Source organism: Pseudomonas sp. SZ40 (assembly GCF_052958135.1).
Map to the genome: position 1 here is coordinate 1 of NZ_JBQWIF010000024.1, position 15,403 is coordinate 15,403.

The 15,403-nt window shown below is 62.4% G+C and carries 13 protein-coding genes and 1 tRNA gene; all 14 read right to left on the reverse strand.

Annotation, left to right across the window (positions count from 1 at the left end):
* Positions 1–2: 2 nt before the first annotated feature.
* The 14 genes from ACT9T4_RS17940 to leuB all read right to left on the reverse strand — a co-directional run bounded on the left by ACT9T4_RS17940 (position 3) and on the right by leuB (position 15,350).
* Positions 3–75, reverse strand: a tRNA-Val gene (locus tag ACT9T4_RS17940).
* Between the two features lie 97 nt (positions 76–172).
* Positions 173–934, reverse strand: coding sequence for an SDR family oxidoreductase (locus tag ACT9T4_RS17945; RefSeq protein WP_499118246.1), 762 nt, complete (start codon positions 932–934; stop codon positions 173–175).
* Positions 931–2,142 carry an O-succinylhomoserine sulfhydrylase gene (locus ACT9T4_RS17950; protein ID WP_042553056.1) on the reverse strand — a complete coding sequence of 404 codons (1,212 nt, stop codon included), beginning with the start codon at positions 2,140–2,142 and terminating at the stop codon, positions 931–933. The genes ACT9T4_RS17945 and ACT9T4_RS17950 overlap by 4 nt, the downstream gene beginning before the upstream one ends.
* A gap of 66 nt (positions 2,143–2,208) precedes the next feature.
* Positions 2,209–3,714, reverse strand: a complete 1,506-nt coding sequence (purF, locus tag ACT9T4_RS17955) for an amidophosphoribosyltransferase (RefSeq protein ID WP_042553057.1) — start codon at positions 3,712–3,714, stop codon at positions 2,209–2,211.
* A gap of 28 nt (positions 3,715–3,742) precedes the next feature.
* Positions 3,743–4,309 carry a CvpA family protein gene (locus ACT9T4_RS17960; RefSeq protein WP_042553058.1) on the reverse strand — a complete coding sequence of 189 codons (567 nt, stop codon included), beginning with the start codon at positions 4,307–4,309 and terminating at the stop codon, positions 3,743–3,745.
* Between the two features lie 73 nt (positions 4,310–4,382).
* A complete protein-coding gene (locus tag ACT9T4_RS17965; RefSeq protein ID WP_499118249.1) occupies positions 4,383–5,018 on the reverse strand; it encodes an SPOR domain-containing protein in 636 nt (211 codons plus the stop codon).
* A complete protein-coding gene (gene folC / locus ACT9T4_RS17970; protein WP_499118252.1) occupies positions 5,002–6,309 on the reverse strand; it encodes a bifunctional tetrahydrofolate synthase/dihydrofolate synthase in 1,308 nt (435 codons plus the stop codon). The genes ACT9T4_RS17965 and folC overlap by 17 nt, the downstream gene beginning before the upstream one ends.
* Positions 6,306–7,190 (reverse strand): acetyl-CoA carboxylase, carboxyltransferase subunit beta, encoded by an 885-nt coding sequence (accD, locus tag ACT9T4_RS17975; protein WP_042553061.1) that lies wholly within the window; start codon positions 7,188–7,190, stop codon positions 6,306–6,308. Before accD ends, folC begins: the two co-directional genes overlap by 4 nt.
* Before the next feature lie 172 nt (positions 7,191–7,362).
* Positions 7,363–7,995 (reverse strand): phosphoribosylanthranilate isomerase, encoded by a 633-nt coding sequence (locus tag ACT9T4_RS17980; protein ID WP_042553062.1) that lies wholly within the window; start codon positions 7,993–7,995, stop codon positions 7,363–7,365.
* Positions 7,996–8,073: 78 nt separating this feature from the next.
* Complete coding sequence (gene truA / locus ACT9T4_RS17985) at positions 8,074–8,940, reverse strand: tRNA pseudouridine(38-40) synthase TruA (RefSeq protein ID WP_179538680.1); 867 nt, start codon at positions 8,938–8,940, stop codon at positions 8,074–8,076.
* A gap of 3 nt (positions 8,941–8,943) precedes the next feature.
* Positions 8,944–11,805, reverse strand: a complete 2,862-nt coding sequence (locus ACT9T4_RS17990; protein ID WP_499118254.1) for a motility hub landmark protein FimV — start codon at positions 11,803–11,805, stop codon at positions 8,944–8,946.
* A 146-nt stretch (positions 11,806–11,951) separates the two neighbouring features.
* Positions 11,952–12,962 (reverse strand): aspartate-semialdehyde dehydrogenase, encoded by a 1,011-nt coding sequence (locus ACT9T4_RS17995; RefSeq protein WP_499118256.1) that lies wholly within the window; start codon positions 12,960–12,962, stop codon positions 11,952–11,954.
* A 138-nt stretch (positions 12,963–13,100) separates the two neighbouring features.
* The gene (gene asd / locus ACT9T4_RS18000; protein ID WP_179538683.1) at positions 13,101–14,213 is read right to left on the reverse strand and encodes an aspartate-semialdehyde dehydrogenase; all 1,113 of its coding nucleotides are present in this window, start codon (positions 14,211–14,213) and stop codon (positions 13,101–13,103) included.
* A 54-nt stretch (positions 14,214–14,267) separates the two neighbouring features.
* Positions 14,268–15,350 carry a 3-isopropylmalate dehydrogenase gene (gene leuB / locus ACT9T4_RS18005; RefSeq protein WP_042553067.1) on the reverse strand — a complete coding sequence of 361 codons (1,083 nt, stop codon included), beginning with the start codon at positions 15,348–15,350 and terminating at the stop codon, positions 14,268–14,270.
* Positions 15,351–15,403: the final 53 nt, after the last annotated feature.

A 15,403-nucleotide genomic window follows, 5' to 3' on the forward strand; every position in this document is an offset into this window, starting at 1 on the left:
GGTGGGTGATGACGGGATCGAACCGCCGACCCTCTGCTTGTAAGGCAGATGCTCTCCCGGCTGAGCTAATCACCCTTGGCCTTGCGAGGAGGCGAAATTTACGCGGGGACCCAACCTAAGTCAAGGCCGCTATTGAATTTTTTTCAAAAAAAGCCACGCGCCCTCGCCGCCTTCAACGGTAGATCATCTTGCGCGTCATACCGCCATCCGTCACGAACTCCTGCCCGGTCACGAATCCTGCTTCGCTCGACAACAACCAGGCAACCAGCGCGGCCACATCATCCACATGACCGACCCGCCCGACAGGATGCTGTGCATGGTCGTCAGCGCTCAATGGCTCGCCAGCCTGCTCTGCCGGGTCACGGGCGTCGATCCAGCCGGGACTCACGGCATTTACCCGAATGGTCGGGCCGAGGCTAATGGCCAGGGCGTGAGTCAACGCCACCAGTCCACCCTTGCTGGCAGCGTAGGCCTCGCTCTGCGGCTCGGATTGGCTGGCACGGGTCGAGGCCATGTTGACGATGGCACCGCCATTGGGTCTCAGATGCGCTGCGCAGTGCTTGGCCAATAGCATTGGCCCGCTCAGATTGACCGCAAGCACCCGATTCCACTGATCCAGCGACAATGCTTCAAGCGGATCGCCATGGGGACTGGCCACCCCGGCATTGCACACCAGCGCGTCCAGCCTGCCGAAGTGCCGGATGACCGCCGCCACGCCGCGCTCGACCTGTCCCTCGTCGACGACATCCATGGCCACGAACAACGCCTTGTCACCGAGCGCTGCCGCCACGTCGCCGCCCCGACTGTCAGCAAGGTCGCAGAGCGCCACACGCCAGCCGTTGTGCAGCAGCCAGCGGGCAATGCCCTCACCGATACCGCGCGCAGCGCCGGTGATCAGCGCGACGCGGCCTTCGGCTTGGCGGCCGGCACTCACAGCGCTTTCAGACCACGACTGAGATCGGCTTTGAGATCAGCGACGTCTTCCAGACCGACCGCCACCCGAATCAGGCTGTCACGAATACCCGCATTGGCCCGCTCCTGCGGCGACAGCCGACCATGGGAGGTGGTCGCGGGATGGGCGATAGTGGTCTTGGTGTCGCCCAGGTTGGTGGTGATCGAAATCACTCGCGTGGCATCGATGAAACGCCAGGCGCCCTCCTTGCCTCCCTTGACCTCGAAGCTCACCACCGCACCAAATGCGCTCTGCTGACGCGCTGCCAGCTCATGCTGAGGGTGGCTGGCAAGCCCGGCGTAATACACGTGTTCGATACCGTCCTGTTGCTCCAGCCACTGAGCAAGTGCCAGGGCACTGGCACAGTGAGCCTGCATGCGAATGCGCAGGGTCTCCAGCCCCTTCAGGAAGATCCACGCGTTGAACGGGCTGAGCGTCGGCCCTGCAGTACGCAGAAAGCCCACCACGTCGGTCATCAGCTTGGCGCTACCGGCCACTACGCCGCCCATGGCGCGGCCCTGACCGTCGATGAACTTGGTCGCCGAGTGCATGACGATATCCGCGCCGAGCTTCAGCGGCTGCTGCAGCGCAGGCGTGCAGAAGCAGTTGTCCACGGCCAGCAACGCACCACGCTCATGGGCGATCGCCGCCAATGCAGCGATATCCACCAGCTCTGCCAGCGGGTTGGAGGGCGACTCGACGAAAAGCAGCTTGGTGTTCGGTTTGAACGCAGCGGCCCAGGCTTGCAGATCAGCCAACGGCACGTAGTCGACCTGGACACCGAAACGCTTCAGGTATTTCTCGAACAGGCTGATGGTCGAACCGAATACGCTGCGCGACACCAGCACGTGATCGCCGGCGCTGCACAGACTCATGACGATGGACAGGATCGCCGACATGCCAGAAGCCGTGGCAACGGCCTGCTCGGCCCCTTCCATGGCCGCGATGCGCTCCTCGAAGGCACGCACGGTGGGGTTGGTGTAACGCGAGTAGACATTGCCCGGCACTTCGCCAGCGAAGCGTGCGGCTGCATCGGCGGCAGTACGGAATACATAGCTGGAAGTGGTGAACAGCGCCTCGCTGTGCTCGCCCTCGGGCGTGCGGTGTTGTCCGGCACGTACCGCCAGGGTGTCGAAACCTACACCGTCCAGATCGCTGTCGAGTCGACCTGCATCCCATTGCTGCGTCATATCGCGTCCTCCTCCAGAAACCAGTCCGGGCCACATGGGCCCGGTCATTTACTCGTTATTTGTCGATCAGTTGTTATACAGATCGATGATCTCGCTGACCGCCTGGCTGCTGGTCTTGGAGCCATCGTTACGGGCCAGATCGATGCGATTCAGGTAAGCCTCATCGACATCGCCGGTCACGTACTGGCCGTCGAACACGGCACTGTCGAAATGCTCGATCTTGATCTTGCCCCCGCCGACCGCCTCTTTCAGGTCATCGAGATCCTGATAGATCAGCCAGTCAGCGCCAATCAGCTCGGCAACCTGCTCGGTGGTGCGCCCATGAGCGATCAGCTCGTGCGGGCTCGGCATGTCGATGCCATATACGTTCGGATAACGCACGGCAGGCGCCGCCGAACAGAAATACACGTTCTTCGCACCGGCCTCGCGGGCCATCTGAATGATCTGCTTGCAAGTGGTGCCGCGCACGATGGAGTCGTCCACCAGCATCACGTTCTTGCCGCGGAACTCCAACTCGATGGCATTGAGCTTCTGGCGTACCGACTTCTTGCGCGCAGCCTGTCCCGGCATGATGAAGGTACGGCCGATGTAGCGGTTCTTGACGAAGCCTTCGCGGAACTTCACACCGAGGTGATTGGCCAGCTCCAGCGCCGACGTACGGCTGGTATCGGGAATCGGAATGACCACGTCGATATCGTGCTCGGGGCGCTCGCGACGAATCTTGTCCGCGAGCTTTTCACCCATGCGCAGGCGCGCCTTGTACACCGACACACCGTCCATGATCGAGTCCGGGCGAGCCAGATAGACATGTTCGAAAATGCACGGCTTGAGCTGCGGATTGGGTGCGCACTGGCGCGTGTGCAACTGGCCTTCTTCGGTGATGTAAACCGCTTCGCCCGGCGCCAAATCGCGGATCAGGGTGAAGCCGAGCACGTCCAGAGCCACGCTCTCGGAAGCGATCATGTACTCGACGCCTTCGTCGGTATGACGCTGACCGAAGACGATCGGGCGAATGCCGTTCGGATCGCGGAAACCGACGATACCGTAACCGGTGATCATCGCCACCACGGCATAGCCGCCACGGCAGCGCTTGTGCACGTCCTTGACCGCAGCGAAGACGTCTTCCTCGCTGGGGTTGAGCTTGCCGCGCACGGCCAGCTCGTGGGCAAACACGTTGAGCAGTACTTCGGAGTCGGAACTGGTGTTGACGTGACGCAGATCCGACTCGTAGATCTCCTTGGCCAACTGTTCGACGTTGGTCAGGTTACCGTTGTGCGCCAGGGTGATGCCGTAGGGCGAGTTGACGTAGAACGGCTGAGCCTCTGCCGAGCTGGAGCTGCCGGCAGTCGGATAGCGCACGTGACCGATACCCATGTGGCCGATCAGGCGCTGCATGTGCCGTTGCTGGAACACGTCACGCACCAGGCCATTGTCCTTGCGCAGGAACAGCCGCCCCTCGTGGCTGGTGACGATACCGGCAGCGTCCTGGCCGCGGTGCTGGAGGACGGTAAGGCCGTCATACAGCGCCTGATTGACGTTCGATTTACCGACGATACCGACAATGCCACACATGTGACGCAACCCCTACTCAGTGAAACGACTATTTACCAGTGCCAACGGGAATGGATCCCTGCAGCACATCTTTGAACGGCAGTTCGACCGGCTCGCGTATACCACTGGCCAACCACTCGCTGGACATCCCCAGAATGAGGTTCTTCGACCAGTCTGCAACCAACAGAAAATGCGGCAGCAGCGTTGATTGCTGCCACCAGACATCCTGCTCGACGGGGGCCAGGCTCAACAGCCCGACGGCGACCACGACCAGCAAGGCGCCACGTGCGGCGCCGAATACCATACCGAGAAAACGATCCGTGCCGGAAAGACCGGTCACCCGGATCAGCTCACCGATCAGATAATTGATCAACGCACCGACCAGCAGGGTCAGTACGAACAACAGAACGCAGGCGGCGATGACACGGGCGGACGGGGTTTCGATGTAGGCACCGAGATGCTGCGAGAGCGCGCCACCGAACATCCAGGCGACCACACCAGCGACGATCCAGGTGACGAGCGACAGGGCTTCCTTGACGAAGCCTCGACTCAAGCTGATCAGACTCGATACGACGATGATGGCGATGATCGCCCAATCGACCCAAGTGAATGCCACGATGCAGGCTACCGATGGAAGAGGCGCTGCATTTTAGCAGACCCCTGCCCATCGGTTAAGCGCAGATACCGAGTCAGTTGCTTTCAGGCTGGAAGCGCACCACGAAGCCATTGAGCTTGTGCTGACGATTGAGCTGATCGCGCAGCCGATCGGCCTCGACTCGCTCGACCAGCGGCCCGACGAACACCCGGTTCATGCCATCGGCAGCGCGAATATAGGCGTTGTAGCCTTGGGCGCGCAGGGTTTTCTGAAGGGTCTCTGCGCCTGGGCGACTGGAAAGGCTGGCCAGTTGCACCGACCAGCTGACCGGCAGGCTATTGGCATCCAGACGCTCGGCCGGCGCTTTCTGCGGCGGCGGCGCCACTTCGGCGGGCTTGCTGGGCGTTGGCTGCGGAGCAGGCGTCGCAACGGGAGGCTGACTAGCAGGCAGTTCGGCGATCGGCTGCTCGACCGGCGCCGAAGCCTGATCGGTGGCCCCACTGTCGCCGGGCACCGGCTCCTGCGGCAACTCCTGAGGATCGGGGACGATGACCGGCTGCATCTCGATTTCCGGCACTACGGGCTTGGCCGGGATGCTTGGCGCGTCGACCACCACATGACGCAACTCGTCAGGACGGGATAGCAGCATTGGCAGGAAAATCACCGCCAGCGCCACCAGCACCAGAGCCCCGACAATACGTTGCTTCGTTCCACTATCCAGCATTGCCATCCTGCACATCCTCCTGGGCGTGACGCTCCAGCCATATCAGGGCTTCGGCCACGCAGAAAAAAGAACCAAAGAGCAGAATTTCATCCCCTGCCGCAGCGCGCTCGCACTGTGCCTGCAGAGCACTCGCGACATCGGCGTACATCTCGACCTGTGCAGCACAGGCGATCAGATGCCCATGCAGCTCGGCCGCGGAGCGAGAACGCTCGGTCGGCAGCGGCGTGACCGCCCAGTGCGCAATCTCGCCCAGCAGCGGCGCGACGACGGCAGGCAAGTCCTTGTCGGCCAACAGACCGAAGACTGCCAGGCGCTGCCCCTCTGCAGGGCGGGCCTGCAGACGACCGGCAAGAAACTGCGCGGCGTGGGGATTGTGCCCTACATCGAGCAACAGAGTGAGGGACTTGCCCCGCCAGTTCAAGTGACGACGGTCCAGGCGACCGGTTACCCGGGTAGCGGCCAATGCTGCGGCGATGACGCCGGCATCCCAGGGCAGATCGAGCAAGGCATAGGCCTGTAGAGCCAGCGCGGCGTTTTCCATGGGCAGATCGAGCAGTGGCAAGCCGGCCAGACGCAGCACGTGCCCACGCGGCGTGAGCCCGTACCAGCTCCAGCCGTCCTCGGCGATGCTCAGGTCGAAATCCCGGCAGCGCAGGAAGAACGGTGCATCGATTTCCACCACCCGCTCCAGCAATGGCAGCGGTGGATCGAAGTCGCCGCAAAGTGCCGGCTTGCCGGGGCGCATGATCCCGGCTTTCTCGAACGCAACCGACTCGCGGGTATCCCCCAGCCAGTCGGCGTGATCCACACCGATGCTGGTGATCAGCGCCAGGTCAGCATCGATCAGATTGACCGCATCGAGGCGCCCGCCCAGACCGACTTCCAGCACAGCGAAATCCAGACCGGCACGCTCGAACAACCAGAAGGCAGCCAGAGTGCCCATCTCGAAGTAGGTCAGCGAGGTTTCGCCCCGTGCAGCCTCGACGGCGGCGAAAGCCTCACAGAGACCTGCATCGCTGGCGTCCTGCCCATCGATCTGCACCCGCTCGTTGTAACGCAGCAGGTGCGGCGAGCTGTAGACGCCAACCTTGAGCCCTTGGGCGCGCAGCAACGCGGCGAGAAAAGCACAGGTCGAGCCCTTGCCGTTGGTGCCGGTGACCGTGATCACCCGCGGCGCCGGACGGGAAAGCCCAAGGCGCTCGGCAACCTCCCGGGAACGCTCCAGGCCCATGTCGATGGCGCTCGGATGCAAACGCTCCAGGTACGCCAGCCACTCGGCCAGGGAGCGCTGGGTCATGCCGTGACCGGCAGCGCTGCAGGGGATGGCTGGTGAGTGAACTGCGCCAACAGACGAGCCAGACGCGAGCGCAGCTCGGCACGGTGGATGATCATGTCGATGGCGCCGTGCTCGATCAGGAACTCGCTGCGCTGGAAACCTTCTGGCAGCTTCTCGCGAACGGTCTGCTCGATCACTCGCGGGCCGGCAAAACCGATCAGTGCCTTCGGTTCGGCGACGATCACGTCACCCAGCATGGCAAGACTGGCGGAAACACCACCGTAGACCGGGTCGGTCAGTACGGAAACGAAGGGGATACCCTCCTCGCGCAGACGCGCCAGCACGGCGGAAGTCTTGGCCATCTGCATCAGCGAGATCAGCGCTTCCTGCATACGCGCACCACCGGAGGCAGCGAAGCATACGAATGGGCAGCGTTGTTCAAGCGCCACGTTGGCGGCACGCACGAAACGCTCACCGACGATGGCACCCATGGAGCCGCCCATGAAGGAGAATTCGAAGGCACAGGCCACGATCGGCATGCCTTCCAGCGTACCGCTCATGGAAATCAGCGCATCCTTCTCGCCGGTCTGCTTCTGCGCAGCGACCAGGCGATCCTTGTACTTCTTGCTGTCGCGGAATTTCAGGCGATCACTGGGCTCCAGATCGGCACCGATCTCTTCACGACCATCGGCGTCGAGGAAGATGTCCAGACGCGCACGCGCATTGATACGCATGTGGTGACTGCACTTGGGACAAACGTCCAGGGTCTTTTCCAGCTCGGGTTTGTACAGCACGGCCTCACAGGACGGGCACTTGTGCCACAGACCTTCCGGCACCGAACTCTTCTTGACCTCGGAACGCATGATCGATGGGATCAGTTTGTCTACCAGCCAGTTGCTCATGCTCTCAATTCTCCAACGCTGTAGGCTTCAACATGCTTGTTGCACATGACAAGCGAATTCACAAAGTGGCCGCCTCAGGGGCCGGCGTTACGCCCGCCACCTGACCCGACCACGAAAAAAGCACGCACTTATCGCGGCGATAGGAGTATGGACGGCTCGCTGCGCGACGTCGTCACATCGACTCGCCAACCGCCCGCACTGCGCGTACGAAGTCTTTTACCCGGCTGGCATCCTTGATGCCCTTGCTCGCCTCCACGCCGCCGCTGACATCGACCGCATAAGGACGCACCTGGGCGATTGCCGCAGCGACGTTACTCGCGGTCAGGCCACCGGCGAGGATGACCGGCTTGCTCAATCGCGCAGGCACCAGCGACCAGTCGAAGGCCTGCCCCGTCCCTCCGGGAACACCTTCCACGAAGGTATCGAGCAGAACTGCGCGGGCACCAGGATAAACGTCCACCAGCGCCGCCACGTCATCGCCTGCGCGAACGCGCAGCGCTTTGATATAGGGCCGGCCGACGGCTTCGCACTCGGCAGCGGTTTCATCGCCATGAAACTGCAGCAGATCCAGCGGTACCGCAGCCAGCACCTCATCGAGCTCGGCTCGCGACATGTCGACGAACAGACCGACCGTGGTCACGAAAGGCGGCAGCGCAGTCACGATGGCCCGCGCCTGCTCGATCGACACGGCTCGCGGGCTGCGCGCATAGAACACCAGGCCGATAGCGTCGGCACCAGCCGCCACCGCGGCGAGCGCATCCTCGAGGCGGGTAATCCCGCAGATCTTGCAGCGAACGACTGACAACAGACGAATACCTCCGCGAAAGGCCGGATGGTAACAAATGACCGTAGGCGATGGGCCATTAATTACTCTGCCCGCCGCCTACTCCGGGATTGCCACGTCTTTCAAGCCGGACAGGAAGTGCGGCCCCAGATAACGCGTCGGCAAATCGAACTCGGCCGGGTAATCCACTTGCACCAGATACAGCCCGTAAGGGTGGGCCGTTACGCCGCCAGTACGCCGCACACCGGTAGTCAGTACCTCGCCAGCCCACTCGACCGGACGCTCACCGGCACCAATGGTCATCAGCACGCCAGCGATATTACGCACCATATGGTGCAGAAAGGCATTGGCGCGGATATCCAGCACGATGAAGCGACCATGTTGCAGCAACTCCAGGTGGTGCACCGTTTTGATCGGTGATTTGGCCTGACACTGCCGCGCACGGAATGCGCTGAAATCATGGGTACCGAGGAACACGCGGGCCGCTTCACGCATGCGTTCGATATCCAGTGGACGGTGGTTCCAGGTGACTTCTTCGGCCATGTGCGCCGGACGTATCTGATCGTTGTAGATCACATAGCGATAGCGTCGCGCCATGGCGCAGAAGCGCGCGTCGAAATGCCTTGGCATGGCCTTGGCCCAGGTGACACTGATGTCGCCTGGCAGATTCATGTTGGCCCCCATGACCCAGGCGTGCATGGATCGCTCGACCGTGGTGTCGAAATGCACCACCTGCCCGCTGGCATGCACCAGCGCGTCGGTGCGCCCCGCACAACTCAGCGTGACAGGCGCACCGCCGGCAACCTTGGACAGGGCTTTTTCGAGGGAAGCCTGGATCGATGGCACGCCGTCACGCTGGCGCTGGAACCCACGATAACGGGCGCCACGGTACTCGACACCCAGGGCAATCTTGTAAATGCCGACGGCAGCCATTTCGGCTGCCGTCGAGGTACGCACATCAGACATGTATCAAACCAGTTTGCCGATCAGCTCGCGCGCTTCCTGCTGCTGACCATCGTTACCTTCGGCGATCACTTCGTCGAGGATGTCACGGGCACCCTCGGAATCACCCATATCAATGTAAGCGCGCGCCAGATCCAGCTTGGTCGCGGTTTCGTCAGTGCCCGAGAGGAAGTCGAAATCCTCGTCATCGTCGAGCGATGAGCTATCCGCCTGCAGTTCCCGAGGCTCCAGCTGACCTTGCTGCTCGAGACTTTCGGCCAGTTGGTCGAGCTCGGCGGTCACGTCATCGAGTTGGGCAGCGAAGCTGGCACCCGTGGTCGGCGCCGGCGCTTCCTCGTTGAGCGACAGGTCGAAATCAGCGGGCAAGCCGAAATCGTCCTGGGCCTTCTCATCAGCCAGAGCGGAAGAGAAATCATTGGCTGGCGCCTTGTCCGCGTCGTCATCGAGGCTCAGCAGGAAATCATCTTCCTGAGCAGCGGCCGGGGTATTGGGCGAGTCCAAGTCGAGGCTGAAGTCGGCCAGTTCGCCGCCCAACTCCTGACGGTTGTCGGCTTCGTTGCCGAGGTCGAGATCGAAAGCCACGGCGTCGTCCTTGCTGGCAGCCGGTTGCTCAGGAGCCTGCAGATCCAGATCGGAATCCAGGCCCAGGGTGTCGATCTCGTCGAAACGGTCAGTGCTCTGCTTGGCCTGCGGATCAGCGGCGAACTCTGCTTCCAGTGCATCCAGATCGAGATCGAAGTCGTCGCTGGCAGGTTGCGATGCCACGGGTCGAGCAGGCTCGTCCAGCGCCAGATCGTCCAGACTGAAGGTGTCCAGATCATCAGCGGCGGCAGCGCCCGCCAGCGCAGCGGTGCCACCAAGGGCGACCATGGCTGGGTAACGGCTCTTCAGCTGTTCGACTTCGGCGTTGGCACCGCCAATCTCGCGCAGCTCGCTTTCCTGGCGAGCGAAACCTTCGCGATCACCCAGTTCGGCATAGACTTCCATCAGTTTCAAGCGCAGATCGGTGCGATGCGGTTCGTCGTTGATGGCGTTGTGCAGCAGCTCGGCCGCCTGGTTGAAGCGACCGTAAGCGATGTAGATATCCGCCTCGCCGAGGGCGTCACCGGTTTGTGCAGTAACGCGCTCTTCACTGACAGGCTGCAGCGGAGCGTTCAGGTCGTCCGGCAGATCGTTCAGGCTGTCGGCTGGCAGCTCCAGGTCGCTATCGAAACGATGGGTATCTTCCTGGTACACCGAAAGGCTCTCTTCCTGCTCGGCTTCCTTGCGTGCATTGCGGCGCGACAGGATCAACAGCACCAGCAGCAATGCCAGCAACAGGCTGCCACCGATCAACCCCAGCAGCATCGGGTTGGCCAGCAGGTTGTCGAGGGCGCTGTCCTCTTCGACCGGCTCGGGCGCGGCGACTACCGGCTCGGGTACCTGGGCAACTTCAGGGGCAACTGGTTCGGCAGGGGCCGGCGCAGGGGCTATAGCGGGTTCTGCGGCCGGGGTAGCACCATCGACGGGTGCAGCCGGGGCGGCATCGGTACCGGTCTGTGCAGCAGGCTCACCGCTCAAAGGAGTCTGGCCTGCAGGCTCGGTCGGAGCAGCCGGTGCTTCAGCCGTCGGTGCGGCAGGCGTGGAAGCCTCGCTGCCTGGAGCGCCAGCCGGAGCGGCAGGAGCCTGCCCCTGGGGAGCCGCTGCCGCAGTTGCCGACTCTGCTGCGGCACCTGCGGCACCAGCGGCCTGACCGGCAGGTGCAGAGACGTCTGCCTGCAGTTTGGCCAGCTGATTGTCTTTCAGTTGAATGAGCCGCTGCAGCTTGTCGAGTTGACTCTGCAGATCGGTCATGCGGTCTTTCAACTCGTCGTTTTCACGACGGGTCGAATCCAGGCTTTCCTGGGTGACTGCCAGCTGGTTGCTCAGCGCGGTACTGTTGTTGGCGCCGTTTTCACTGCCAGCAGTGGCCTTGCCTGCATCGGCGGCAAGCAGCTTGAGCTTGTCTTCGGCCTGCACTTCGGCAGGCGCAGCGCCAGCACCGGTACGCCGTGTGGCATCGATCTGGCGGGTGCCGGCGGCGGCCGGAGCGCTACGCGCCTGGCGCCAGGAGCTGTTCTGTTCGCCGACCTGGGCCAATGCTTCGGATTGGCTGCGACTGGCAACCTGCGCTGCATCGGGCAGGCGCAGCACCTGGCCGCTCTTCATGCGGTTGATGTTGCCACCGATGAAGGCATCCGGATTGAGGTCCTGGATGGCGAGCATCGCCTGATGCACGCTGCCGTTGCCGCGTACGCGCTGGGCGACTTCCCATAGGGTGTCATTGGTGTTGGTGCGGTATTCGCCGCCCGGCTCGGCGGTCCCGGCACGGGGGGCGGCAGGCGTGGCCGCAGGTGCTGCTGCACGTGGCGGCGTCGCCGCGGGGGTAGCTGAACGCGGCACGGGGGCAGCGACAGGCAATTGCGGCGCAGCCGCAGCCTGCGGAGAATAAAGCGGCGGATCGAGCAGCAGCGTGTATTCACGCAGCAGGCGGCCATTGGGCCACAGCACTTCCACGAGGAAATTCAGGTAGGGTTCACGAACCGGCTTGGTCGAAGTGACGCGAATCACGCTCTTGCCGTTGGGTTTGACGATAGGCGTGAACTTGAGGTCGGTCAGGAAATACTGGCGATCGACGCCGGCCTTGTTGAACTCTTCAGGCGAGGCGAGCGCAGGGCGCATTTCCGCCGCAGAAAGATCGCGAACATCCAGCAGTTCAATTTCTGCCACCAGAGGCTGGTTCAGAGACGACTGAAGCGTCAGCTCGCCGACACCCAACGCATGCGCCATACCGGAAGACAACGCCGTCGCCGCAGCGATAGCCAGTACCAGTTTACGAACCCGAACCATAGCCTTTTCCTTTGTGTTAACTGCTCTCGCATAACGAGAGGGTTGGTGATCGTCGGCTGCCCCTTTTCAGGCCCCCCAGCCAACAATCAGCGCGCTCAGTATTTGCCAAGCTCGAATAGATCTTCAAATTTCCGGATAAGTATCTTTTACAGATGGTGTTTTATCAATAACTCGCCCAGTTGCACGGCATTCAAAGCCGCACCTTTTCGCACATTATCAGACACAATCCACAAAGTGAGCTCGCTGGGGTCGTCCAAACCGCGCCGCACGCGGCCTACGTACACCTCATCCTGGCCAACGGCATCGCCGATGACGGTCGGATAATCCCCAGCATCGACACGTTCTATGCCGGGTGCCGCATCCAGCGCTGCAATGACCTTGTCCAGCTCTACAGGTGTAGATGACTGAACTGTCACGCTCAAGCTGTCGCCGAAGAAAACCGGCACCTGGTGACAACTGACCGCGACACTCAACGAGGCATCATCGAACAATGCCTTGATGTCTTCGTTCACCCGGCGCTCCAGGCGACCGTGCCCCTGCGCGTCCGGCTCGTCTACCTGAGCCAGTACGTTGAAAGCCATCTGCCGATCGAACAGACGCGGTTCGAACGAACGGCCGTTGAGCAACTCGGCCGTCTGCCGGGCCAGCTCGGACACCCCTTCCCTGCCACGGCTGGAAACCGCCAGCCCGGCGTCGATCACCAACCGACGCACCGATACCTGCTCTCTCAATGCGGCCAGCACCAGCGTTACCGCCACGGCGACCGAGGAAGGGCTGCTGAGCATGAATGGCGCCTCACGCCCCTCGAGCGCAGCGGCATTGACCTCGGGCACGACGCGGGGAGCCTGCTCGCACGGCAAGGCACCCGTTATGTCGATCAACGAGCAACCCGCCTTGCGCACCGCGTCGACATGGGCGAGGGTCACAGCCTGATCGGCGGCGAAGAACACCAGCTTCACGGCGCGAAAATCGAAACCGTCCACGGCACGCACACGCAGGTTGCGCCCCTTGTAGGCTAGCGTACGGCCGGCAGATTCGCTGCTGGCGAGCAGATGCAGATCACCGACCGGAAAATCGCGCTCTTCGAGAATCTGCAGCAGGGATTCGCCAACGCTGCCGGTGGCGCCGACGATGGCGATATCAAAGGTAGAAGTCATGAGGGGGAGCCTGACGCTCGATAGCTGAAACAGACCCGGCACTCTACCGAAAAGCAAAGGGGCGGGCGATGGCAATCGCAATGCGACCGCCATACACCCGCCCCTTCACGGCACGCGTGGTAGCGTGCCGTCAGCAGATCAACGTTCCAGCAGGATCCGCAGCATGCGGCGCAGCGGCTCGGCCGCCCCCCACAACAGCTGGTCACCCACGGTGAAGGCGCCCAGGTACTGCGAGCCCATGTTGAGCTTGCGCAAGCGCCCCACCGGTACGCTCAACGTACCGGTAACGGCAGTCGGGCCGAGGTCACGAATGCTCGCTTCACGATGGTTCGGCACCAGCTTGACCCAGGGGTTGTGCTGGCTGATCAGCCCTTCGATGTCGGACAGCGGTACGTCCTTGTTCAGCTTGATGGTCAGCGCCTGGCTGTGGCAGCGCATGGCGCCGATGCGCACGCAGATGCCGTCGACCGGGATCGGGTTCTTGAAACGACCGAGAATCTTGTTGGTTTCCGCCTGGGCCTTCCACTCTTCACGGCTCTGGCCGTTAGGCAGCTCCTTGTCGATGTAGGGAATCAGGCTGCCGGCCAGCGGCACGCCGAAGTTGTCGACCGGAAAGACATCACCACGCATGGCCTCGGCCACCTTGCGGTCGATGTCGAGGATGGCGCTGGCCGGGTCGGCCAGGTCGTCGGCGACACTGGCGTTGACCGCGCCCATCTGCTTGATCAGCTCGCGCATGTTCTGCGCGCCGGCACCCGAGGCCGCCTGATAGGTCATGGCGCTCATCCACTCGACCAAGCCGGCTTCGTAGAGACCACCCAGCGCCATCAGCATCAGGCTGACGGTGCAGTTGCCGCCGATGTAGTTGCGTGTGCCCAGGTCGAGTTGATGGTCGATGACCTTGCGGTTGACCGGGTCGAGCACGATCACCGCGTCGTCGGCCATGCGCAGCGAGGAGGCCGCGTCGATCCAGTAGCCTTTCCAGCCGGCTTCGCGCAGCTTGGGGAAGACTTCGTTGGTGTAGTCGCCACCCTGGCAGGTGAGAATCACGTCCAGACCTTTCAGCTCATCGATGCTGTAGGCATCCTTGAGCGTTTCGGTTTCCTTGCCGATGGCCGGGCCCTGGCCGCCGACATTGGAAGTAGTGAAGAACACCGGCTCGATCAGATCGAAATCCTGTTCTTCCAGCATGCGCTGCATGAGCACGGAACCCACCATGCCACGCCAACCGATAAGACCTACACGTTTCATAACCACTACACCTATATGAACAAGCCGCCGGACACTTTCCAGCGGCCTGGAAGATTACAGACTACGCAGCGCTTCGACTACCGCATCACCCATTGCCGCGGTGCCGACCTTGGTCGTACCTGCCGAGTGGATGTCACCGGTACGCAGGCCCTGATCGAGCACGCGGCTCACGGCCAGTTCGATGGCATCGGCGGCCTGAGCTTGGTTGAAGCTGTAACGCAGCATCATGGACACCGACAGGATGGTCGCCAATGGGTTGGCAATGCCCTGCCCGGCGATATCCGGCGCCGAACCGTGACACGGCTCGTACATGCCCTTGTTGTTGGCATCCAGCGAAGCGGACGGCAGCATACCGATGGAGCCGGTGAGCATCGACGCTTCGTCGGACAGGATGTCGCCGAACATGTTGTCGGTGACGATCACGTCGAACTGCTTGGGCGCGCGCACCAGCTGCATGGCAGCGTTGTCGACGTACATATGGCTCAGTTCGACATCCGGGTAATCCTTGGCCACTTCCTCGACCACGGCACGCCACAGCTGGCTGGACGCCAGCACGTTGGCCTTGTCCACCGAGCACAGCTTGTTGCCCCGCACGCGAGCCATGTCGAAACCGACCTTGGCGATGCGACGGATCTCGCTTTCGCTGTAGGGCAGCGTGTCGTAGGCCATGCGCTCGCCATTATCGAGCACTTTGCTCTCGCGGGGCTGGCCGAAATAGATGCCACCGGTCAGCTCACGCACGATGAGGATGTCCAGGCCAGCGACCACTTCGGGCTTGAGCGAGGACGCATCGGCCAGTTGCGGATAGAGGATCGCCGGACGCAGGTTGGCGAACAGGCCCAACTGCGAACGGATTTTCAGCAGACCGCGCTCCGGACGGATGGCCGGGTCGATCTTGTCCCACTTCGGCCCACCCACTGCGCCAAGCAGTACGGCATCGGCAGCGCGTGCGCGCTCCAGGGTTTCGTCTGCCAGGGGTACACCGTATTTGTCCACCGCAGCGCCACCCAATTCGTCGAACGACAGTTCGACGTCCAGCGCGAACTTGTCGTTGGCCAGACGCAGCACCTTGACCGCTTCGGCCATGATTTCAGGACCGATACCGTCGCCGGGGAGAACCAGAATCTGCTTGCTCATCGCTATTTCCTTCACGAAGCTCGAGGCGCATGCGCTAGGCGGCAAACGCGACA